Here is a 21,859-nt window from a genome sequence, read left to right as displayed (position 1 = left end):
CCAGGGGGCGGCCCGGCCGGGGGAGGTGTGGAATCGGCTGTCAGTACTGGCGGTTGGGCAGCGCTTCCTTGGCCTGCTCCTGGGTGAAGGTGGTCTCCTCCGTCACCACGCGGTCCGGCACCTGCTCACCGTTGACGACCTTCTTGGCAAGGTCCATGAGCTGGGGGCCGAGCAGCGGGCTGCACTCGACGATGAAGTTGATCTTTCCGTCGGCCAGCGCCTGCATGCCGTCGTGCACCGCGTCCACGGTGATGATCTTGATGTCCTTGCCGGGCACCTTGCCGGCGCCCTCGATCGCCTCGATCGCGCCCAGGCCCATGTCGTCGTTGTGCGCGTAGAGCACGTCGATGTCGGGGTTGGACTTCAGGAAGGCCTCCATGACCTCCTTGCCCTTGGCCCGGGTGAAGTCACCGGTCTGCGAGGCGATGATCTTGAACTTGGAGTCCGCGGAGATGACCTCCTGGAAGCCCTCCTTGCGGTCGTTGGCGGGCGCTGAACCGGTGGTGCCCTCCAGCTGGACGATGTTCACCGGGTCCGTGCTGTCCTTGTACTCCTCGACCAGCCACTGGCCGGCCTTTCGGCCCTCCTCCACGAAGTCGGAGCCGAGGAACGTCTTGTAGAGGCTGGTGTCCGGCGAGTCCACCGCCCGGTCGGTCAGGATGACCGGGATGTTCGCGCTCTTGGCCTCCTTCAGAACCGTGTCCCAGCCGGACTCCACCACCGGCGAGAACGCGATGACGTCGACCTTCTGCTGGATGTAGGAGCGGATCGCCTTGATCTGGTTCTCCTGCTTCTGCTGCGCGTCGGAGAACTTCAGGTCGATGCCCGCCTCCTTGGCGGACTCCTGGACCGACTTGGTGTTGGCCGTACGCCAGCCACTCTCCGCGCCGACCTGGGAGAAGCCCATGACGATCTTGCCGTCGCTCGAGCCGCCCGAGCCACCCGAACCGGCCGAGCCGGCGGAGCTGTCGCTGCTACCGCAGCCGGCCATGGTGAACGCGACCGCTCCGGCCAGTACCAGCGCCGAGATGCTCTTCAACGCTCTGATTCTTCGCAACACCGGGGTTTCCTTCCTGCTGTTAGCGTTAACCCGGAAGGCCGGGAGACGCTTCTTTCTCATGCGTTATTCATGTATTCCGTACGGCTGGACGATGGGTGCGGTGCTCGCCCTGGCGACGAACCGAGGCGGCACGATGTGCCGCTCCCGCTCGTACGAATCGGCCGCGTCACCCGCGTCGATCTGCCGGAGCAGCACCTCTATGCAGCGCCTGCCGACGGCCCCGAAGTCCTGTCTGATCGTGGTGAGCGGAGGGGAGAAGAACTCCGATTCCGGGATGTCGTCGAAGCCGACGACACTGATCCGTCCGGGGACCTTCACTCCCTCCTCGGTGAAGGCGCGCAGCGCGCCGAGCGCCATCTGATCGTTGGCCACGAAGATCGCGGTGACGTTCGTACCCGATTCGACCATCGCAGCCAGGCGCTTACCGGCCTCGTAGCCCGATCGGGGGCTCCAGTCACCGGTCAGCATCTCGGGCACCGGTCGGCCGGCAGCGGTCAGGGCCTCCCGCCAGCCTTCGACGCGCCCCTCGGCCTCCAGCCAGTCGGCCGGGCCGCTGATGTGCCAGACGGTCTCGTGTCCCAGGTCGAGCAGGTGCCGGGTCGCCAGCCTGGCGCCCTCCACCTGGTCGACGCAGACCACGGAGACGTGGTCGGCGTGTCCGCCCTCGACGGCCACGGCGGGCATGCCGGCCGGCAGATCCTCCAGGGCCCGGGCGGCCGAGCGCTGGGGCGCGACCACCACGATGCCGTCCACACCCTGCTCGGACAGGTAGCCGATCGCCTCGTACACACCGGTCCTGTCGATGGTGCGCAGGCTCACGATGCTGACGAAGTAGCCCGCCTCCCTGGCAGCCTGCTCGATCCCGTAGACCGTGCTGGCCGGGCCGTACAACGTGGTGTCGAAGCTGACCACGCCAAGGGTCCGTGAATGCTTGGTCACCAGGGCGCGGGCGGTGAGGTTTCGGCGGTAGCCCAACTGGTCGATGGCCTGCAGGACCCGGATGCGGGTCTCGGCACGGACGTTGGGGTGGTCGTTGAGCACCCGCGAGACCGTCTGGTGCGACACACCCGCCACCTTGGCCACGTCGGCCATGACGGGTGGACGATGCCCGGGGTTCGGTCCCACCGACGGCTCCTCTCATATGGCTTGGCAAGACTGTGAGCGTTAACAATAGGTGTCGTCAAGCGGTTGGCCGGTCACGTTCCGATCACATCGAAAAGTTTCAGGGCCGGTATTGACGTCCGCGCCGCCTGGCTCTTAACTGGTGCACATTTCCCGAAAGCATCGCCAGACCAATCGTGCCACCTCCGCGTGTTAGCGATAACAACCCCCCCTCGCCGAGGAGCCTCCGATGAGACGAAAGCCGTGGTCGTTCGCCCTGACGACGGCCCTGGCCGCGAGCCTGCTCACCGGCACGCCACCCGCCTCGGCCGCCGACGCCACGACGGCCGTCGCCGCCGGGCCGATCTCCAGGCCGATCACCGCGAACGCCCCGATTCCCGCGGACGCCGTCGTCGATCAGTTCGACAGGGCGGCGCTCGGCTCGGACTGGCAGGTCCTCGCCCCCGACAACGATCACTGGTCGCTGACCGAGCAGCCTGGCGTGCTACGGATCCACTCGCTGAAGGGCGACACCTACCAGACCGACAACAGCGCCAGGAACCTCTTCCTGATGGACGTGCCGTCCGGGGACTTCGAGGTGGTCGCCGAGTTCGCCGCGCCGGTGTCGCTCGACTTCCAGAGCGCGGGCATCCTCGCCTGGCAGGACTGGGACAACTATGTCCGAACCGGGCTCGCCCACGTCGGCTTCGCCGGCGGCGACGTCATCGAGACCGACACCGAGGTGAAGGCGTCGTTCTCCGCGAGCTTCACACCACGGGCCGGCTCCACCGGGGAGACCCTCAGGCTGGCCAGGAAGGGCGACGAGTTCACCTCGTCGTACTGGGACGGTTCGGCCTGGGTGGAGGCGGCCAAGGTCACGGCGGCCCTCGACGTCCGGCAGGTCGGCCTGTTCGCGCTGTCCGCGCAGGACGGCACCTCCCTCACGGCCGACTTCGACTACTTCGCAGTCAAGGCGGCCGAGGGTGCACCGGCCGCCCCGTCCGGTCCCTTCACGCTGCGGGCCACCGGCACCGCCACCCCGTACCTTTCCGCGGACGGCGACGGCCGGGTGACCGCGACGGACGCACCCGGGATGACCTCGCTCGCGCTCACCGCGGAGGCCGTCACCGGAGACGGGGGCGGCGCGGACGGGAGCGCGGGGCAGGTCAGGCTGAAGGACCTGGCCGGGCACGGCTACCTGCGGGTGGGCGCCGACGCCGCACTGCGGCTCGGCGACACGCCGGACGCCTTCCAGATCGTCGACGCGGGCGGCGGGAAGGTCCGCCTGACGGTCGGGGACCGGAGCGTCGCCGTCGTCGACGGCAGGCTCGTCGCCGGCGACGAGACGACGAGGTTCCAGATCGAGAGGTACGCCGCGGACATCGGCGAGCTGAAGGTCGACACCGCGGCTGCGGGCACCGAGGTCGGCGACGACCTCTACGGGATCTTCTACGAGGACATCAACCACGCGGCGGACGGCGGCCTCTACGCCGAGCTGGTGCAGAACCGGTCGTTCGAGTTCGACTCCACCGACAACCGGTCGTACACCGGCCTGACCGCCTGGACGAAGATCGAGCGTGGCGGCGCGACCGGCACGATCGCGGTCTCCGGCGACCGGCCGCTGAACGACTACAACCGCAACCACCTGCGGCTCGACATCACGGCTCCCGGCTCGGGGGGCGGCGTCGGCGTGAGCAACTCCGGGTTCAACCGCGGCCTGGCCGTACAGGCCGGAAAGAAGTACGACCTGTCGTTCTTCGCGCGGCGCACCACCGGTGGGCCCGTCAAGGTGTCGATCGAGAGCGCCGACGGCTCGAAGACGTACGGCGGCGCGGCCCTCGATGTGCGGTCGGCCGACTGGCAGAAGTATCAGGCGACGATCACGGCGAGCGAGACCACCGACACCGCACGGCTCGTGGTGCTGGCCGACGGCACCGGCCGGGCCGACTTCGACATGATCTCGCTGTTCCCGCGTGACACGTTCAAGGGCCGGTCGAACGGCATGCGCAAGGACATCGCCGAGACCATCGCCGCGCTCAAACCACGCTTCCTGCGCTTTCCGGGCGGCTGCGTGACCAACGTCGGCACCTACGACCCTTACTCGGACAGACAGGACCGGCGGCGCATCTACCAGTGGAAGGAGACGATCGGCCCGGTCGAGGAGCGGCCGACCAACTTCAACTTCTGGGGCTACAACCAGTCGTACGGCATCGGCTACCACGAGTACTTCCAGTTCGCGGAGGATCTCGGGGCCGAGCCGCTGCCGGTGCTCTCCGTCGGGGTCAACGGCTGCAACGAGAACCGGCCGCTGACCGACGAGGCCAGGCTGGCGCGCTGGGTGCAGGACACCCTCGACCTGATCGAGTTCGCCAACGGGCCGAAATCGTCGGAGTGGGGCGCCAAACGGGCCGCGCTGGGCCACCCCGAGCCGTTCGGCCTCAAGTACATCGGCCTCGGCAACGAGGAGATCTACGACGAGTTCTTCACGAACTATCCGAAGTTCGCCGACGCGATCAGGGCCGAACACCCCGACATCAAGATAATCACTAATTCGGGGCAGACCTCGCAGGGCGCCTGGTTCGACCGGATGTGGCAGTTCGCCCGGGACCAGAAGGCCGACCTGGTCGACGAGCACTACTACAACGATCCGAGCTGGTTCCTGGCCAACAACCACCGGTACGACTCCTATGATCGCAACGGCCCGAAGGTGTTCGTCGGCGAGTACGCCTCGAAGGGCAACACGCTCTACAACGCTCTCACCGAGGCGTCGTACCTGACCGGCATCGAGCGCAACGCCGACGTCGTGGAGTTGGCCTCCTACGCGCCGCTGCTGGCCAACGTCGACTACGTCGACTGGGCCCCCGACCTGATCTGGTTCGACAACGACGAGGTGTACGGGTCGCCCAGCTACTACGTGCAGCGGATGTTCTCCCGCAATGTGGGCGACCGGGTGCTGCCGAGTACGTTCAGGGCGAGCCCGCTGCCGGTGGCCGACATCAAGGGCGGCATCGGCCTCGGCTCATGGAGCACCCAGGTGCGGTACGACGATGTCAAAGTGACGGCCGCCGACGGAACCGTGCTGTTCAGCGACGACTTCTCCGGCGATGCGAGCAGGTGGACGCCGGGCGCGGCGGGCGCCTGGAGCGTCGAGGACGGCGCGTACGTGCAGTCGGCCGATGTGATCGACGCCAGGACCACGGCGGGCTCGACGGACTGGTCGAACTACACGCTGGAGGTCACCGCACGCAAGACCGGCGGCGCCGAAGGCTTCCTGGTGATGTTCGGCGTACGGGGCACCGGCGACTTCTACTGGTGGAACCTCGGCGGCTGGAACAACACCCAGTCGGCCATCGAGAAGGCGACCGATGACGCCAAGTCGTCGATCGCCACGTCCGGCACGACCATCGAGACGAATCGAGACTACAAGATCAAGATCCAGGTGGCGGGCCGCAGGATCACCACCTGGCTGGACGGGCAGAAGATCAACGACTTCACCGACAACGCCACCGTCGAGCCGCTCTACCAGGTGGTCTCCAAGGACGACGACACCGGCGACATCGTGATCAAGGCCGTCAACGCGCAGGACACCGCCGTACGCGCGGCGGTCGACCTGGACAGTTCGGGGATCGGCGGTGCGAAAATCGCCCCCAAGGCGACGGTCACCTCACTCACCGGCGACCCGGCCGACGGCAACTCGATCGCCGAACCCACCAGGGTCGCGCCGGTCGAGCGGGAGATGACCGGGTTCTCGTCCTCGTTCACCTACGACTTCCCCGCCCACTCGGTGACGTTCATCCGGCTGGGCAAGGACCGGCGGGCCGAGGCCAAGATGACGGCCCATGCCTCGCCTGAGCAGGTGAAGCAGGGCAAGAAGGTCCAGATCCACGTCTCGGTCCCCGGTGGGACCGGCCGGGTGACCGTGTCGGAGGGCGCCGTCATCCTGGGCGAGATCACACTCAACCGGGGCGGCCAGGGCAAGACGGAGCTCGGCCACGACCTGCCTCCGGGCACGCACCGGCTCACCATCGCCTATGCGGGCGACGCCAGGCATGCCCCGGCGACCACCACCCTCACCCTGGTGGTGAAGCCCTAGTTTCCAGCGGAGGGTTCCCGCGCCGGCCGACCGGCGCGGGCACTCCGGTCGAGGCGAGGACTCACAACCGGCTCAGCTCCACAATGCGAATAATGCCTACGATCGCAAGGACGATTCCCGGCACCCAGGCATAGATGGAACGCCACTTGAGTATGAGACTTCCGATCGCAGAGGCGACCCCGAGGATGGCGAGCAGTGACGGTCGGGGTGAGCGGCCGGACGGGCACGGACACGTTATTCGGGGCCCAGCAGGTGGCGGATGACGTCGGCGGCGCCGTACTCGCCGGAGGGGAAACCGTCCAGGAAGCCCTTCAGGAAGCTCACGTCCTGGCCGAGGGTCAGCAGTGGCGGCTCGGCGTAGCCGTCGCGGCGGTGCTGCCCGAGGCCGATGTCGGCGGTGAGCGCGTTGCACAGGCAGCGGCGGCCGACCGTGTCCTCCACGGTTCCGCCCTTGCGCACATAGTCGTCGACCGGTTCCGCCGGGCAGCGGTAGCCCACCGCGCCGTCGGCCTTCAGGTACGGCGTGCGCAGGTAGCCCAGGTCGCACAGGCGGGGCCGCTCAGCGTAGACCTCCTCCTCCGAGAGCGTCCCGGCCACCTTGGCGACCTTGAAAGGAAACCCCGTCGGGGACGCGTACGGGTCGTTGCGCACCTCCAGACTGCCCTCGACCGCGTCGTCGAGCAGCTTGCGCCGCAGCTCGGGCGCCATGCCGGACTCGCGGCACAGCGCGAAGGCCGTACCGACCTGGATCCCGGCGGCCCCGGCCGCGCGAGCCGCCGCCAGCGCCTCCGGCGTCGCCTGGCCGCCGGCGAGCCAGAACGGCAGGCCGAGGGCGGCGACCTTGGCCGGATCGGCGTGGTCGCGGGGGCCGTAGACGGGTTCGCCGGCGTCGTCGAGCCGCAGCCGCCCGCGCGGCGGGGCGCTGTGCCCTCCGGCCGACGGGGCCTCCACCACGAACCCGTCCGGCCGGGTGACCGGAGACCGGTTCAGGTAAAGGGCGAGCACGTCGGAGGAGACGATGGCGAGGAAGCGCGGCCTGCGCGGCGGGTCAGCCGCCGCGTCGGCGACCAGCCCGGCCGGGTCGAACGCGATGGCGTGCCGGTCCTCGGCCTCGGCCCCGGCGACCGTTATCGACAGCTCCACAGCGGCGGGTACGGCGAGCGCGTCCAGCAGCGCCGGGATCTCGCTGGGGATGCCCGCCCCCATCAGCACGTAATCGACCCCGGCGAGCATCGCGCCGTACACTGCCGCCGGGGTGGCGAGCTGGATCTTCTCCAGGTAGTTGATCCCCACCAGGCCGTCGTGGCCCTCCTTGGCCAGCCACACCTCGACGAAGTTGCCCGCCACGGTCAGCTCGTCGCGCCACCGGTTCTGGCGCAGGCCCAGCCGCGGGACCGGCCGGAACGGGGTGCCCCGAGCTATCCCGCCGGGGACGTGGAACTTCCGCAGGATCCGTTCGACGATCTCCTGGTTCGGGAAATTCGCCAGTGCCCGGCGCACGTGCCCGCCGGGGTCGCCCAGTTGCAGGCGGCGGGCCATCAGTGCGTCCTGGGCGACGCCGGAGACGACCCCGAGCTGGCCGGTCATCGCCACCGTACGGGCCAGCCGCCATCCCGAGATCCCTACGCCCATGCCGCCCTGGATGACGACCGGAAGGGCCGGCTCACGCTCAGCCACGACGACGTCCGTCCCCGGACGTCCCGGTGAATTCACGAACCATGAAGCGCCTCCCCGTCGGAACCGGTCCCGGCTTCAGAGCATGCCCGGCAGCCCGAACGAAGTGGTGGGGACTTTGGTCCCAAGAACCAGGCTCATAGTCCCTTCTGATCACACAGCCGCCTCCCGGCGGACGGCCGGACATTCGGGGGCCACCCGTCCCGGATCGCCGGGACCATGGCCTCTAAAATGAACGTTCGAGTCGGGGGACACTCGACGCCGCCCATTCGTCGTCACGCCGTGGAGCACTCCTTGGCCGACCAGATCATTCAGATGCGGCGCGTCAGCCGGCAGACCCGCGAGAAGCGCTTCCGGGCGCTGCGCCGGCTCTACCCCGGCTATTTCGCGCTCGTGATGGCGACGGGGATCGTGTCATCGGGGCTGCGTGCCGTCGGCTGGTCGACCATGTCGGCGCTGCTGCTGGTCATCGGCGCGATCTGCCTCGTCATGCTGACGGCGGCGACGGCGATCCGCGCGGCGGTCTTCCCGCGCGAGGTGGCCGCGGATCTGTCCGCGCCCGATCGGGCGTACGCGTTCTTCACCTTCGTCGCAGCCTGCAACGTGATCGGCGCCAGGTCGGCCGGCGCGGCCTGGCCCTCCGCCGCCTGCGTGCTGGGGGTGATCGCCTTCCTGGCCTGGGCGGGCCTGAGTTACGGCATCCCGGTGCGGCTCATCCTCGGCCCGCGCCCCCAGCCGGTGCTCGCCGGGGTGAACGGCACCTGGTTCATCTGGGTCGTCGGCACCCAGTCGCTGGCCGTGGCCGCCTCCGTGATCGGTACGGCGTACCGCGGGCATGCCGGGATCGTGGAGCTCGCCGGGCTCGCCGCCGTGCTGATGTGGTCGGTCGGCGTGATGCTGTACCTGATGGTCGCCACACTCGTGCTGACCCGCCTGCTGCTGCTCGAGGTGCGTCCGGAGGACCTGACCCCGCCGTACTGGGTCACCATGGGCGCCACGGCGATCACCGTGCTGGCCGCGGCGGGGATCCTCGGCATGCCCCCGACCCCGGCGACCGACGCGGCCCGGCCCGTGCTCGCCGGCCTCGGCATCGTGCTGTGGGCGTTCGGGACCTGGCTGATCCCGATGCTCGTCCTGTTCGGTCTGTGGCGGCATGTGCTGCGGCGTACCCGGCTCGAATATCTGCCGCAGCTGTGGAGCATCGTGTTCCCGCTCGGCATGTACGCCACGGCGGGCATGGAACTCGGCCGGGTCGTCGGGCTGCCGATCATCGAGGAGATCGGGCGGGCGTGGGTCTGGGTGGCCTTCCCCGCCTGGACGATCACCTTCGTGGCGATGCTGGCCACACTGCTCGCCCGGCTCACCCGGCGGGCGAGGCCCCTCAGCTGATCAGGCCCATCGCCTTGAGGTCCTGCTCGTAGGGGAAGCTCCCCGGGGTGTAGGCACACCAGGGATCGTCCGCCATGGGATCGCCCGTGAGGGCGTAGGCCCGGGACCGTGAGCCCCCGCATACCGTACGGAACTCACAGGCCCCGCATCTGCCGCCCAGGAGGTCCGGGTCGCGCAGCCGCTCGAACACCGACGAGGACCGGTAGATCTTGGTCAGCGGGTGATCGCGTACGTTGCCCGCCAGGAGGGGCAGGAAGCCCGAGGGGTAGACGTCGCCGGTGTGTGACACGAACACGAAACCCCTGGCCGCGTTGACGTCCAGCGGCGGGCGGCGTACCCGGGTGTCGCGCATGAGGCCGAAGCGCACCGCCTGCTTGCGCAGCGAACGGTAGAGCCGGCCCAGCCCGAGCACCCGCGCGTGGTCGGCCCCGTGCCGCTCCAGGATCTGCCGCTGGATCATGACCCGGCGGAAGTGATGCGCCTCGGTCGTCTTGACGGGGATCGCCGATCCGAGGTCGTAGGCGAAGTGCAGGACGTCCTCCGCCTCGCGCGCTGTCAGCCCGTCGAGGGTGCGCGCCCGGCCGGTCGGGACGAGGAAGAACAGGCTCCACAGGGACGCGCCGTGGTCGCGGACGAGCCGCGCCACCTGCGGCAGCTCCTCCAGGTTGTGCTTGGCGACGGTGGTGTTGATCTGCACCTTGAGGCCCGCCTGCCTGGCCGCCTGCCAGGCGTGGAAGGTCTGCCGGAACACCCCGTCGATGCCGCGGAATCCGTCGTGGGTTGCGGCGCTCGACCCGTCCAGGCTGAGCGAGACGGCCCGCGCGCCCACCTCGTGCAGACGGTCGAGTGCCGCCGGAGTGACGGTGGGCGTGACCGACGGGGACACGGCGGGGGCCAGGCCGAGCCGTACGGCCTGCCGTACGAGATCGAACAGGTCGGGCCGCTGGAAGGGGTCGCCGCCGGTGATGACGAACAGCGGGGCGGGCCGGCCGAAGGCCACGACCTGGCGCATCAGCGCGTCGGCCTCCGCCGTGGTCAGCTCGGCGGGATCGCGGTGCGGCCTCGCCTCGGCCCTGCAGTGCAGGCAGGCCAGCGGGCAGGCCCGGGTCGCCTCCCAGATCACGATGAAGGGGGCGAGCGCGGCGTCGTGGCGGACCCGGCGCAGGGGAGGACGTGTGCGTACGGCGCGGGGCGCCGGTTCGTCGTTCATCACTGTTCCCGGCGGTCAGGCGGACAGCGGCCGGCTGGAACGGGGACAGACGGTGCCGGCCCGCCGGACCGGATGGACGGCCCGCTCCGTCCGCGCGGGCTCGAGAGAATCGAGATCGGCCGGTTCGCGGACGTCGCGGACGTCGCGGATCGCGGCGTCGTGATCGGCGTCGAGACCGCGGATCAGCGACAGGAGCGGAGCGCGGACCTCACGGTGCTCCTCCCGGAAGATGTCGGTGAACCGCTCGATGATCGTCACGGAAGACCTCCTGCGTCGGAGTCGGGAACCCGTCACCGATCCAAACCGACGCAGGACGCCTCCTGTAGTGACCAAAGCCCCCCGAAGGCGGGTCACCGGTCACACTCTCGACAGAAGAGGGTGAGCCCCGCCGCGCGCGGGGCCGGGCTCACCCCTCGACCGGCGCCTTCGCGAGAACCGGGGCGGGTGCCTCGGCCTCCTGCGCGCCCCGGCGACGGAGCACCGCGTCCAGCGACCACGGGCCCGCCCCGAGTATGAAGATCAGGAAGAACGACCAGCAGAACAGCACGGGGAGTTCACCCCCGTTCTGCAGCGGCAGCAGCTCACGCGGCTGGTGGACGATGAAATACGCGTACGCCATGGATCCGGAGGAGAGGAAGGCGCCGGCGCGGGCGAAGAGCCCGATGGCGATGAGTCCCCCGCAGACCACCTGGATGAGCGCCGCCCACCACCCGGGCCAGGTGCCGATCGGGATCGCCTGCCCCGACCCCTGGTTGCCGCCGAACACGTTGAAGATCGACGACAGCCCGTGGCAGAAGAACAGCAGTCCCGTCACAATGCGGAACAGCGAGAGCACGGGCCCGGAGTACCGGTCTAACTTCATGCAATCACCTCTTGATTCTCGCGGTCGCCGCCGTACCGGTTTCACGCATAGGAGCGAAGGCCACGGCGGCGTTCTGGAAAATGCTCCAGTCAGGCATCGGCGAAAAACACTGCGGCCGGCGCCCGTGGTGAAATCGGATATCAATCAATATGGGAGAACGTGGAAGAAAAATCGATCCACGACGATGTCACAGCCGGTGCATGGCCCTCCCTCTGACCACCGGTCCCGCCGTATCTCGACGGGACCCGAAACCGTGCGGGCGCATCACCACCGCCCACACAGGCGCGAAAGGAGCGCAACCTGGTGACATATTCGCTGGATACGACCGTTGTATCGATCGCGAACCGCGAGGATCGCCCGGGGCCTAATTCGCCATTGAACAAGTCCCGAACGGCAACCAAGAGAATACGTTCGGGGGTACCCATAGTCAACATTTCAACCGTAACCGGGGTAAGCATGCTTATGCGACCCCCTGCCCTTACCCGCCCCACCCTTCTTTACCTGCCACTTCTCCCTAAACCGGCACGCGGCGTCCTCGCGCGCCGACGAATATTCCGGTGAAAGTTTCTTTGTCAGACGGCAGGCGCCGGTGGAGCGCTACACAGCCGGGAGAGCACCCGTGACGGCGCGGACACCAAGATCATCCGAGATCCGGTCGTGTGCGTAAACTGGGGCGGTGACTGCGAGCGATCCGCACCGGGACGGGGAAGGAGGACTCCGTCGGCAGGGGCTGACCATTGCCAAGATCGCCAACCTCGCCGGCGTGTCAGCGCCGACCGTGTCCAGAGTGCTCAACGGCCAGGCGGGCGTGGCGCTCAGCACGCGCCAGCGGGTGGAGGACGTCCTTCGGGAGTACGGATATCGGCGGCGGGAGAGCGGTTCTGCCGCGATCTTGGAGCTGGTCTTCCACGCGCTGGAGAGCCTCTGGGCCCTTGAGATCATCCGGGGTGTCGAGCAGGTCGCGCGGAAACACGAGCTCGCCGTGGTCCTCACCGAGATGCAGGGCCGGCTGACGCCGGGGAAGGCGTGGACGGAGCAGGTGCTGGCCCGGCGGCCGACCGGCGTCATCGCGGTCTTCTCCGAACTCACCGTCCAGCAGCAGTCGCAGCTCGCGACCCGTTCCATCCCCCTGGTCGTGCTGGATCCGACCGGTGAACCGCTGCACGAGACGCCCTCGGTGGGGGCGACCAACTGGACCGGCGGGGTGACGGCCACCCGGCACCTGCTCGACCTGGGGCATCGGCGGATCGCCATGCTGAGCGGTCCGGTGCAGTGGCCGTGCTGCCGCGCCCGGCTCGACGGCTACCGGGCGGCGATGGATGCGGCCGGCGCCCCGGTGGACCCGGACCTCGTCCGGATAAGCACGCTCTATGTCGAGGGCGGGCTGCGTGACGGAACCGATCTGCTGCGCCTGCCCGATCCGCCGACCGCGATCTTCACGGCCAACGACCTGCAGGCCCTGGGCGTTTACGAGGCGGCCAGGCAGGCCGGTCTGCGCATCCCCGAGGACCTGAGCGTCGTCGGGTTCGACGATCTGCCGTTCACCCAGTGGGCCGGCCCCGCCCTGACGACCGTACGGCAGCCGCTGGTCCAGATGGGCGCGGCCGCCGCGAAGATGATCGTGGCGCTGGCCAACGGCGAGGAGCTCGAACAGCACCGTGTCGAGCTCGCCACCGCGCTCACCCTCCGGCAGAGTACGGCCCCGCCGCGCCGTCGCTGAACACACCATCGCTGAACACACCGTCACCGCACACGCGATTCCTGAACGCGCGGTTCCTGAGCACCGTTTGCCGGCGGGGCGACCGGGTGGCGCCCCTGTCTCCGGCTCACACCGTCCCATGCGCACTATCCTTAATCCCGATTGGTTAGGTAGGGTTATGGGGTGCATTTCGACTACAGCATGGCGATCGGCTCGTTCCTGGTCGCCGTCGTCGTCGGATTGACCGGCATGGGCGGTGGCGCACTCATGACGCCCATGCTCGTCACGTTCTTCGGCGTTCCCCCGCTCACCGCCGTCTCCAGCGACCTCGTGGCCGCGGCCGTGATGAAACCGGTCGGCGGTTTCGTTCATCTCCGGCACGGCACCGTCAACCTCAGACTCGTCGGCTGGCTGTGCACGGGCTCGGTCCCGGCGGCGTTCGCCGGCGTCCTGATCGCGCGTGCGCTGGGAGACGGGGAAGACATCCAGCGCGTGATCCAGATCGGCATGGGCGTCGCGCTCCTGCTCGCGACCGCCGGGCTGGTCATGCGGGGCTGGCTCGCGCTGAAGGACCGAGCGCGCAGCCATGCGGCGAACGCCGACGCGGCCGATCGGGTCGAGCCAGCCGGATCGGCCGAAGCGGCGGGCCCGGAGAAGTCCGCCGTTCAGGTGCGGCCCCTCCCGACCGCGCTGGTCGGCGCCGTCGGCGGGCTCGTGGTCGGCATCACCTCGGTCGGCTCCGGCTCGCTGATCATCGTGGCCCTGCTGGCCCTCTATCCCGTGCTCAAGGCCAACCAGCTCGTCGGCACGGACCTGGTGCAGGCCGTGCCGCTCGTCATCTCGGCCGCGCTCGGCCACCTGCTGTTCGGCGACTTCCGGCTCGAGGTCACCGCCGCACTGCTGGCCGGATCGCTCCCCGGCGTCTATCTCGGCTCACGGATCTCCACCCGGGCCCCCGGCGGGCTGATCCGCCGGGCTCTGGCGTTCGTGCTGCTGGCGTCGGCACTGAAGATGTTCGACGTCGGCAACACCGCCACCGTGTTGGTGCTCATCGGCGTGGCGGTCGCCGCCCCGCTCCTCTGGACGGCCCTGCGCGTGCGGTACGGCCTCCCGGCGCTGCCCTGGACGCGGACGCGGTGGGCCGGAGATCATCCGAGGTGGGCCGTCGCCACCCCCGACAACCCCGCGAGCTCCCCGGACGTCGTGGCTTGACCGGACAGCGCCGGAGGTCAGAGCCGCCGGAGCGCGGGCAGCAGTTCCTTCTCCAACCAGTCGAAGAACTCTCGCTGGTGCTCGTGCCCGATCTGGACCAGGGCGACGTGGGTGAATCCCGCGTCGGTGAACTGCCGCACCGCCTCGACGACGGCATCGGCGTCCGGACCGCACGGCACCTTCCCGGCGACGTCCTCGGGACGCACCGTTTCCGTGCCGGCCGCGAAGTTGACCGGCGCAGGCAGCTCCGACATCACCTTCCACCCGGGCAGCGACCAGCGCCACAGCCGGTGCGCCCGCTCCACGGCGGCCTCGCGATCCTGGTCGTAACAGATCGCGAGCTGACCGTAGACCGGCTTGCCCTCACCTCCCGAGGCGGCGAACCCCTCGACCAGCCGGCCGTCCGGATCGGTCGCCACGAGGGCGTCGCCGTACTCGGCGGCGATCCCCAGGGACTGGGCGCCCGAGGCCGCGACCGCAACGGGCACCGGCCGCTCCGGCAGGTCGTACAGCCTGGCCGAGTCGAGGTCGAAGTACTCGCCCCGGAAGTTCCGGTAGTCGCCTTCGAACAGTGTTTTGATGATCTCGATGGCCTCCCGGAACATCTCATGCCTGATGTTGACGGGCGGCCAGCCCTGGCCGATCACGTGCTCGTTGAGGTTCTCCCCGGCCCCCAGGCCGAGCGTGAACCTGCCCTCGCTCAGCACGCCCATCGTGGCCGCCTTCTGCGCCACCACGGCGGGGTGATAGCGCATGATCGGGCAGGTCACATAGGTCATCAGCGGCAGCCGCTCGGTGGCCTGCGCCGTCGCGCCCAGCACCGACCACGCGTACGGCGAATGCCCCTGCTCCTCCAGCCACGGGAAGTAGTGGTCGGAGACGACCGCGTAGTCGAACCCGACCCGTTCCGCCGTGGCGGCGTCGTCCACCAGCTGCCTGGCCGGCGTCTGCTCGCACAGCATCGTGTAGCCGATCTCTGCCATGAATGGGCCCCTACCCACCGGTGCGGGATTCTCGCCGGTGCGAAGTCCTCTTTGCCGATGATCGGCCCACCTGCTCGGGGGCATGGGCGTGAGCGCACGGGCGGACCGCGGGTAGGACCCCCATGCTCTGGAGACCGGTCCGCCGAGACCTGGAGAAACGAGAGAAGCCGGAGGAGAGCGCGATGGAAGATCAACTACGCGACGGAGCCGCATCAGGAACCCAGCGGACGGCGGCGGCTCCACCTGTGACACGACAGGTCGTGAAACCCACGCCCGCCGACCTGATGGAGGACACCGGCACCGGTCTCAACTACGAGACGCGCCCCGACCGCATGCCCGGCTTCCTCACGCCCGTCGACCGCTTCTTCGTACGCAACCACGCGCGCACCCCACGCATCGACCCGGCGGCCTGGTCGCTGCTGATCGAGGGCGACGGAGTGCGGCGGTCCGTCTCCTACACCTATGACGACCTGTGGCGGCGTTTCCCGCTGATCTCCGTGGTGCGCACGATCGAGTGCGCGGGGAACCGCCGACGCCTGTTCGGCGCGGAGCACGGCTGCGGTTTCAAGGGCGTCTCGTGGGAGCGCGGCGCGATCGGCACCGCCGAGTGGACCGGGGTCAGGCTGCGCGACCTGCTGGAGGCGGCCGGCGTCGCCGACGACGCGTGCGAGGTCATGCCGGAGGGTCTCGACGAGGTGCGTGGCCGCCGCCCGATGCCGCTGGCAAAGGCGCTGGCGCCCGACACCCTGCTCGCGCTCGCCATGAACGGCGAGGTGCTGCCGCCCGATCACGGCTATCCGGCCCGCGTCGTGGTCTCCGGCTGGCTCGGCGCCGCGAGCATCAAGTGGGTGGGCCGGATCGAGGTGTCCACGAGGCGGCTCCGGGTCCCGTGGAACACCGACGACTATGTCATCGTCACGCACGACCAGCTCACCGGCGACCCTCTCACCGGCCGTCCGGCGCCGGGCCTCCCGATCACCGGCACCCCGGTCGCGAGCCTGGTGGAGCTGCCCTGGCCCGCCTGTCTGTCCCCGGGACCGAACATCGTGCGGGGGCGGGCCTTCGCCGGCGAGCGCCTCGTCGACGCGGTGCACTACCGCATCGACGACGGGCCCTGGCACACCGCCGACATCGACACCCGGCAGGAGCCGGGTGTGTGGGTGCGCTGGCAGTTCCGCTGGGACGCCCAACCCGGCGATCACGTCATCCGGGTCCGGGCCACCGACGACCAGGGGCACACCCAGCCGGAGCACACCCCCTGGAACTCCCTTGGCTACTGCCATCGCTCGGTGCTGGCCCACCCCGTCCACGTGGGCGAGCCGCATCCCCTGCCGCCGGCGCGGCCGGAGCAGCGGCGGGAGCGACTCGTCCGGTCTGAATTCTCTTGATTGGCCGCCATCGGCCCATATGCTCGCGGTAGGAGGATCTCTCGATTCAGTGAGAGGAGACGGCGCTTGGCCGAGGACGCAGCGATGCCCACGGGCATCGACTCGCACATCCCGAACGCCGCCCGGATGTACAACTACTTCCTCGGGGGCAAGGACAACTTTCCAACCGATCGGGAGGCCGCCGAGCGTGTTCTGACCATCGCACCCGAGGTCCGCGAGCTGGCGAGACAGAACCGCGCGTTCCTGTGCAGAGCCGTCCGCCATCTGGTCGCCGAGGCCGGCATCCGGCAGTTCGTCGACATCGGCGCCGGTCTGCCCACCCAGGGCAACGTCCACGAGGTGGCCGCGGAGGTGGACCCCGGCACCCAGGTGGCCTACGTGGACAACGACCCCGTGGTGCTCAGCCATGCCAGGGCCCTGCTGTCCAGCACGACCAACACCGTCGCCGTACCGGGCGATCTGCGGGATCCGGAGGCCATCCTCGACGACCCCGAGCTGAACTCACTGATCGACTTCACCGAGCCCGTCGCGATCCTGCTGGTCGCCGTGCTGCACTTCATCTCCGACAGCGACAAACCCGACGAGCTCATCGGCAGGCTGCGCGATGCCGTACCACGCGGAAGCTATCTCGTGCTGTCGCACGCGACCGCGGAAGAGCGGTCCGACATCGCGCATCAGGCCGCCGAGGTCTATCGCGACGCCAACATGAACGTGTCGCTCAGAAGCCGGGAGCGGATCCTGGGGATGTTCGACGGGTTCGAGCTCGTCGAACCGGGTCTCGTACGGGAGGACGAGTGGCGTCCCGACCAGGAAACCCTGGCCGGGCCCGCCGGACGGGCCACGCCGACCTGGCTCCTGTGCGGAATCGGCCGCTCGATGTGAGCCGGCGCCGGCCCGTCAACGCCGCGCACCGGCTCTAGCGCCGGCCGCCCGGGAGCCGTCGGCCACCAGGCGGTCGTCGGTCGCGGGGCTCTCTGCAGCGGGACGCGGCGCGTCCTCAGGGGCCGTCCTGATGTTCCGCAGCCGGCGTTCCAGATCGCGTTTCTCGGACTCCAGCCGGTTCAGCCGTTCGCGTTCCGATCGCCGTTCCTCACGCTGACGGCGATGGCGGGCGGTGGTACGGCGCATGCCTGCGCCGACGAGGCCGAGACCGATCATGAAGACGATGCCCGCCGCCGCGCCGGCGGCGAACAGCTCCAACGGGGACAGGTCGAACGTCCGATCCAGGACGGTGATCGGGGTGGCGCCCCCGGTGCCGTCCATCCACACTCCGGCCATGGCCGCGACGGCGGCCAGGATGAGAAGAACGCCCAGGATGACCATTTCACCCCTCCTCCACGCTGTGATTGCGGTTCTTTGACCCGGTCCACCTGCCCACGACAGTGCCGATCATGTCCGGGGGAAGAAGACCCTAACCTCCCCACCCACCCCCCTCCCCCGTGATCTTGCACTTTCTCGCACTCCCACCCCACCACCTGGGCGAACCCCTCCGTGATCTTGCACTTTCTCGCACGTCCTCCCGTGACCTGCGAGAACACCTTTCGTGATCTTGCATAAGGTCCGTACGGCCGGCCGCGCCACAAGATCAGGGACATCGGAGTGCATTTGACAATCATTTTCATTTGCGTCACGATTCGGCGGTAGCTCCCTCAACTACACAAACTTCGTGAGGAGCCCGAGGTGCCATCGCTACTGTCCCGATCGTCGCCCGCGGTGCTCGCCATGCTCACAATGCTCCTTTTAACCGCCTGCGGCGGGGCCGGGCACTCCCCGGGGTCCGCCGCCACGGGGAAACTGAAGGTCGTGGCGACGACCACCGAGGTGGCCGACTTCGCCCGCAACGTCGGCGGTGACAGCGTGGAGCTCCACCAGATCCTCAAGCCGAACGTCGACCCGCACGACTACGAGCCGTCCCCGCTGGACATCCAGGCCATCGCCGAGGCCGACGTCATCGTGAAGAACGGCGTGGGCCTGGAGAAGTGGCTGGACCCGGTCATCCAAGCGGCGGGGTTCGAGGGCACCGTGGTGGACGCCAGCCGATCCGTACGCATCCGCGCAGGAGCCGACTCCGATGACCCGGCCGGCGACCCCCACATCTGGCACGACCCGCGCAACGCCGAGATCATGGCGACCAACATCATGACGGGCTTCGCCGAGGCCGATCCCACCGACAGGCCGATCTATCAGAGCAATCTGTCCGCCTACGCGGCCGAGCTCAGAGAGCTGGACGCGGAGATCGCCGAGAAGATCGAGTCGATCCCCGCCGACCGACGCAAACTGGTGACCAACCACGACGCCTTCGGCTACTACATCGAGAGGTACAAGCTGACCTTCGTCGGGTCGATCATCCCCAGCTTCGACACCTCCGCCGAGCTGTCCGCCAGACAGATCGCCGACCTGTCGGCGAAGATCAAGGCCGCCGGCGTGACCGCCGTCTTCTCCGAGGCGTCGCTGCCGCCGAAGACGGCCGACGCCATCGGACGGGAGACCGGGGTGAAGGTCGTGGCCGGGGAGGACTCGCTCTACGTCGACACGCTCGGCCCCGAGGGATCCGCCGGGGCCACCTACCTGCAGATGGAGAAGCACAACACCGACACCATCGTCAACGCCCTGAAGGAACCGGTGAAATGACCGAGGAGACCACTACCGGGCAGGTCACGTTAGAACAGCCGGGCCGTACGGCGGCGCTCGTGCTCGACCGGGCCTGCGTGGCCTACGGGGACGTCCCGGCGCTGGAGGAGCTGGACGGCGTCGTCCACCCGGGCGAGGCGGTCGCGCTGATCGGGCCGAACGGCGCGGGCAAGTCCACACTGATCAAGGCGATCCTGGGCCTGGTGCCCGTCGTGCGCGGCAGGATCGAGGTGCTCGGCACGACCCCCGCGCGGGCGCGGCGCGAGGTGGCCTACGTGCCGCAGGCGGACACGCTCGACCCGGACTTCCCGGTGTCGGTCGAGCAGGTCGTGATGATGGGCCGGTACCGGAAGATCGGCTGGCTGCGCCGTCCCTCCGCCGGTGACCGGGACGAGGTCGCCGCCGCCCTGGAACGGGTCGGGCTGGCCGGCCGCGCCCGCGACAGGTTCGGCACGTTGTCCGGCGGCCAGCGCCAGCGCGTGCTGCTCGCCCGGGCGATCGCCGCCCGCTCCCGGCTGCTGCTGCTCGACGAGCCGTTCAACGGCGTCGACGCGGTCAGCCGGCACGCCCTGCTGGAGGCGATGGCGGCGCTCAAAGAGCAGGGCACCGCCATCGTCGTCAGCACGCACGACCTGGCGATCGCGCACCTCGCCTGCGAGGAGGTGTGCCTGCTCAACCGGCACCAGTACGGCTTCGGCCCGACCGAGTCCGTGCTCACCCCCGAACGGCTGCGCGCGGCGTACGGCGGCCAGGCGCTGGAGCTGCGGGGCGACCGAGTGATCGTGACGCGTACATGAACCTCCTGTTCGAGCCGTTCCAGCTGCCGTTCATGGCCCGGGCGCTGGCCCAGCTGGTCATTCTCGGCGCGCTCGCCGGAACGGTCGGGGTGCTGGTCCTGCTCCGCCGCCTCGCGTTCGTCACCGACACACTCACCCACACCGTGTTCCCCGGCGTGGTGATCGGCTACATCCTGGCCGGGGACGGCGGCGTCTTCTGGGGCGCGCTGGTCGCGGGGATCGCCACAGCCGCCCTGCTCACGTTGTTCGCCCGCCGGGTGAGCGAGGACGCCGCGCTCGCCATGCTGCTCACCACGCTGTTCGCGGTCGGTGTGGTGCTGGTCTCGCGGCGCAGCGGCTACACCTCCGATCTCACCGCGTTCCTGTTCGGCCGGGTGCTCACCGTCACCGAGGAGCAGCTCGTGCAGACCGGCGTGGTGACCGTGCTCGTCGTGGCCCTGCTGGCCGTACTGCGCCGGCCGCTGATGCTGCGCGCGTTCGACCCCGAGGGCGCCCGGGCGGCGGGCGTCCGCGTCGGCCTGCTCGACCTGGTCCTGAACGCCGCCATCGCGCTCGTGGTCGTGGCCGCCGTACGCGCGGTCGGCACTGTCCTGGTGATCGCACTGCTGATCGTGCCGGCCGCCGCCGCCCGCGCCCTGTCCGACCGGCTGGTGGTCATCGTGCCGCTCGCCTGTCTCATCGGCGCCGCGGGCGGCTGGTTCGGGCTCGCCGTGAGCTACGAGGCCGCCGTCGGCCACGGACTGCGGCTCGCCTCCGGCGGCACGGTCGTGCTGGTCCTCGTCGCGATGTACGGCCTGGCGTTCGCCGCCGGGATCCTGCGGCGCAAGAGGACCCGGGCGCGGGTGTCGAAAGCCGTCTCCGGGGAGGTCGAGCCCGCGTGATCTGGACTGATGCGAGCTGGTTCGACTCGACGGTGCACCGGGCCCTGGCCGAGGCGGCGCTGGTCGGCGCGCTGGGCGGCCTGGTCGGGGTCCTCGTGATCGTACGGCGGCTGCCGTTCTTCACCATGGCGCTGACCCACGCGACCTTCCCCGGGATCGTCGTCGCCGCCCTGCTGGGAATCGACCTCTACCTCGGCGGCGGCCTGTTCGGCCTGCTGATCGTCCTCGCGATCCTCGCGTTCTCCCGGGCACGCGGGCAGGACCTGACCGCGGCGACCGGCATCGCGCTGTCCGGCGGATTCGCCCTCGGCGTCGTGCTCGTGTCCGCCCAGGACGGGTTCTCCAAGAACCTGACGCACTACACGGTCGGCGACATCCTGGCGGTGAGCACGGCCGACCTCACCTCGACGCTGATCGTCGCCGTGGCGGTCGTGCTCGTGCTGGCCGCGCTCGGGAAGGAGCTGCTGTTCTCCGCGTTCGACCCCGTCGGGGCATCGGCCGTCGGGCTGCCCACGCTGGCGCTCGACTTCGTCCTGCTGGCCGTCATCGAGGTGACGGTCGTGGTGACCGTGCCGGCTCTCGGCGCGATCCTGGCCGTGGCCCTGCTCGTCGGGCCGGCCGCCACAGCGCGGCTGCTCACCGACCGGCTGGCGCTGCTCTTCCCGATCTCGGCCGTGATCGGCGTCGGCTGCGGACTGGCCGGGGTCTGGCTCTCCACCCGGTGGGACGTCGCGGCCGGGGCCTCGATCGCCCTGTTCGTCGGCGTCGTGTTCGGGCTGGCCTTCCTCGGCTCTGCCGTACGCGGCCGGCTGAAGTCCCCGGCCGGGGCCCACCGCCCCATGCCCCTCGAAGCCGTCGACGAAGCGACAACTCCCTGAT

At 69.5% G+C, this 21,859-nt stretch carries 18 protein-coding genes; 10 read left to right on the top strand and 8 right to left on the bottom strand.

The window, feature by feature from the left end; all coding sequences use genetic code 11:
• Positions 1–40: 40 nt before the first annotated feature.
• Together ACQP1K_RS03445 and ACQP1K_RS03440 are read right to left on the bottom strand one after the other, a co-directional pair.
• Positions 41–1,039, bottom strand: coding sequence for an ABC transporter substrate-binding protein (locus tag ACQP1K_RS03445; RefSeq protein ID WP_433499417.1), 999 nt, complete (start codon positions 1,037–1,039; stop codon positions 41–43).
• An 84-nt stretch (positions 1,040–1,123) separates the two neighbouring features.
• A complete protein-coding gene (locus ACQP1K_RS03440) occupies positions 1,124–2,152 on the bottom strand; it encodes a LacI family DNA-binding transcriptional regulator (protein WP_433501471.1) in 1,029 nt (342 codons plus the stop codon).
• Between the two features lie 259 nt (positions 2,153–2,411).
• Between ACQP1K_RS03440 and ACQP1K_RS03435 the strand changes: the two genes are divergently transcribed.
• Positions 2,412–6,254 (top strand): alpha-L-arabinofuranosidase C-terminal domain-containing protein, encoded by a 3,843-nt coding sequence (locus ACQP1K_RS03435; protein WP_433499416.1) that lies wholly within the window; start codon positions 2,412–2,414, stop codon positions 6,252–6,254.
• Between the two features lie 234 nt (positions 6,255–6,488).
• Here ACQP1K_RS03435 and ACQP1K_RS03430 read toward each other — a convergent pair whose 3' ends face one another.
• A complete protein-coding gene (locus ACQP1K_RS03430) occupies positions 6,489–7,931 on the bottom strand; it encodes a nitronate monooxygenase (protein WP_433499415.1) in 1,443 nt (480 codons plus the stop codon).
• A 291-nt stretch (positions 7,932–8,222) separates the two neighbouring features.
• On the opposite strand from ACQP1K_RS03430, the gene ACQP1K_RS03425 reads away from it, so the two are divergent.
• Positions 8,223–9,317, top strand: coding sequence for a tellurite resistance/C4-dicarboxylate transporter family protein (locus ACQP1K_RS03425; RefSeq protein WP_433499414.1), 1,095 nt, complete (start codon positions 8,223–8,225; stop codon positions 9,315–9,317).
• Here ACQP1K_RS03425 and ACQP1K_RS03420 read toward each other — a convergent pair.
• The 3 genes from ACQP1K_RS03420 to ACQP1K_RS03410 all read right to left on the bottom strand — a co-directional run bounded on the left by ACQP1K_RS03420 (position 9,310) and on the right by ACQP1K_RS03410 (position 11,389).
• Positions 9,310–10,527, bottom strand: a complete 1,218-nt coding sequence (locus tag ACQP1K_RS03420) for a TIGR04053 family radical SAM/SPASM domain-containing protein (protein ID WP_433499413.1) — start codon at positions 10,525–10,527, stop codon at positions 9,310–9,312. The two genes, ACQP1K_RS03425 and ACQP1K_RS03420, sit on opposite strands and share 8 nt — an antisense overlap.
• 15 nt (positions 10,528–10,542) lie before the next feature.
• Entirely contained in the window at positions 10,543–10,785 is a 243-nt protein-coding gene (locus ACQP1K_RS03415; protein ID WP_433499412.1) for a hypothetical protein, read from the bottom strand.
• A 148-nt stretch (positions 10,786–10,933) separates the two neighbouring features.
• Positions 10,934–11,389 (bottom strand): DoxX family protein, encoded by a 456-nt coding sequence (locus tag ACQP1K_RS03410; RefSeq protein WP_433499411.1) that lies wholly within the window; start codon positions 11,387–11,389, stop codon positions 10,934–10,936.
• 676 nt (positions 11,390–12,065) lie between these two features.
• Between ACQP1K_RS03410 and ACQP1K_RS03405 the strand changes: the two genes are divergently transcribed.
• Together ACQP1K_RS03405 and ACQP1K_RS03400 are read left to right on the top strand one after the other, a co-directional pair.
• Positions 12,066–13,109 (top strand): LacI family DNA-binding transcriptional regulator, encoded by a 1,044-nt coding sequence (locus ACQP1K_RS03405; RefSeq protein WP_433499410.1) that lies wholly within the window; start codon positions 12,066–12,068, stop codon positions 13,107–13,109.
• A 162-nt stretch (positions 13,110–13,271) separates the two neighbouring features.
• The gene (locus tag ACQP1K_RS03400; RefSeq protein ID WP_433499409.1) at positions 13,272–14,300 is read left to right on the top strand and encodes a sulfite exporter TauE/SafE family protein; all 1,029 of its coding nucleotides are present in this window, start codon (positions 13,272–13,274) and stop codon (positions 14,298–14,300) included.
• 17 nt (positions 14,301–14,317) lie between these two features.
• On the opposite strand, the gene ACQP1K_RS03395 is transcribed toward ACQP1K_RS03400, so the two are convergent.
• Positions 14,318–15,283, bottom strand: a complete 966-nt coding sequence (locus tag ACQP1K_RS03395; RefSeq protein ID WP_433499408.1) for an LLM class F420-dependent oxidoreductase — start codon at positions 15,281–15,283, stop codon at positions 14,318–14,320.
• A 260-nt stretch (positions 15,284–15,543) separates the two neighbouring features.
• Here ACQP1K_RS03395 and ACQP1K_RS03390 point away from each other — a divergent pair, with 260 nt between their 5' ends.
• Both ACQP1K_RS03390 and ACQP1K_RS03385 read left to right on the top strand, forming a co-directional pair.
• On the top strand, positions 15,544–16,671 hold the full coding sequence (locus ACQP1K_RS03390) for a sulfite oxidase (protein WP_433499407.1): 1,128 nt from the start codon (positions 15,544–15,546) through the stop codon (positions 16,669–16,671).
• Positions 16,672–16,737: 66 nt separating this feature from the next.
• Positions 16,738–17,553 (top strand): SAM-dependent methyltransferase, encoded by an 816-nt coding sequence (locus ACQP1K_RS03385; protein ID WP_433499406.1) that lies wholly within the window; start codon positions 16,738–16,740, stop codon positions 17,551–17,553.
• Positions 17,554–17,568: 15 nt separating this feature from the next.
• On the opposite strand, the gene ACQP1K_RS03380 is transcribed toward ACQP1K_RS03385, so the two are convergent.
• Complete coding sequence (locus ACQP1K_RS03380; RefSeq protein WP_433499405.1) at positions 17,569–17,994, bottom strand: hypothetical protein; 426 nt, start codon at positions 17,992–17,994, stop codon at positions 17,569–17,571.
• Between the two features lie 480 nt (positions 17,995–18,474).
• On the opposite strand from ACQP1K_RS03380, the gene ACQP1K_RS03375 reads away from it, so the two are divergent.
• From ACQP1K_RS03375 to ACQP1K_RS03360, 4 genes are read left to right on the top strand one after another with little or no spacing between them, the layout of a single operon-like run.
• Positions 18,475–19,302 carry a metal ABC transporter substrate-binding protein gene (locus tag ACQP1K_RS03375; RefSeq protein ID WP_433499404.1) on the top strand — a complete coding sequence of 276 codons (828 nt, stop codon included), beginning with the start codon at positions 18,475–18,477 and terminating at the stop codon, positions 19,300–19,302.
• Positions 19,299–20,099: a metal ABC transporter ATP-binding protein gene (locus tag ACQP1K_RS03370; protein ID WP_433499403.1), complete on the top strand. Its 801-nt coding sequence runs from the start codon at positions 19,299–19,301 to the stop codon at positions 20,097–20,099. Before ACQP1K_RS03375 ends, ACQP1K_RS03370 begins: the two co-directional genes overlap by 4 nt.
• On the top strand, positions 20,096–20,980 hold the full coding sequence (locus ACQP1K_RS03365; RefSeq protein WP_433499402.1) for a metal ABC transporter permease: 885 nt from the start codon (positions 20,096–20,098) through the stop codon (positions 20,978–20,980). The genes ACQP1K_RS03370 and ACQP1K_RS03365 overlap by 4 nt, the downstream gene beginning before the upstream one ends.
• Entirely contained in the window at positions 20,977–21,858 is an 882-nt protein-coding gene (locus ACQP1K_RS03360) for a metal ABC transporter permease (protein WP_433499401.1), read from the top strand. The genes ACQP1K_RS03365 and ACQP1K_RS03360 overlap by 4 nt, the downstream gene beginning before the upstream one ends.
• Position 21,859: the final 1 nt, after the last annotated feature.

Origin of the sequence: Sphaerimonospora sp. CA-214678 (assembly GCF_050942215.1) — a bacterium.
Classification (GTDB): Bacteria; Actinomycetota; Actinomycetes; order Streptosporangiales; family Streptosporangiaceae; genus Sphaerimonospora.
This window is presented reverse-complemented; position numbering and strand designations above follow the sequence as displayed.

Coding starts and splice junctions, on each gene's coding strand:
- ACQP1K_RS03370 (WP_433499403.1), top strand. CDS start 19,299: ATGACCGAGGAGACCACTACCGGGCAGGTCACGTTAGAACAGCCGGGC.
- ACQP1K_RS03420 (WP_433499413.1), bottom strand. CDS start 10,527: ATGAACGACGAACCGGCGCCCCGCGCCGTACGCACACGTCCTCCCCTG.
- ACQP1K_RS03440 (WP_433501471.1), bottom strand. CDS start 2,152: ATGGCCGACGTGGCCAAGGTGGCGGGTGTGTCGCACCAGACGGTCTCG.
- ACQP1K_RS03380 (WP_433499405.1), bottom strand. CDS start 17,994: ATGGTCATCCTGGGCGTTCTTCTCATCCTGGCCGCCGTCGCGGCCATG.
- ACQP1K_RS03365 (WP_433499402.1), top strand. CDS start 20,096: ATGAACCTCCTGTTCGAGCCGTTCCAGCTGCCGTTCATGGCCCGGGCG.
- ACQP1K_RS03435 (WP_433499416.1), top strand. CDS start 2,412: ATGAGACGAAAGCCGTGGTCGTTCGCCCTGACGACGGCCCTGGCCGCG.
- ACQP1K_RS03395 (WP_433499408.1), bottom strand. CDS start 15,283: ATGGCAGAGATCGGCTACACGATGCTGTGCGAGCAGACGCCGGCCAGG.
- ACQP1K_RS03410 (WP_433499411.1), bottom strand. CDS start 11,389: ATGAAGTTAGACCGGTACTCCGGGCCCGTGCTCTCGCTGTTCCGCATT.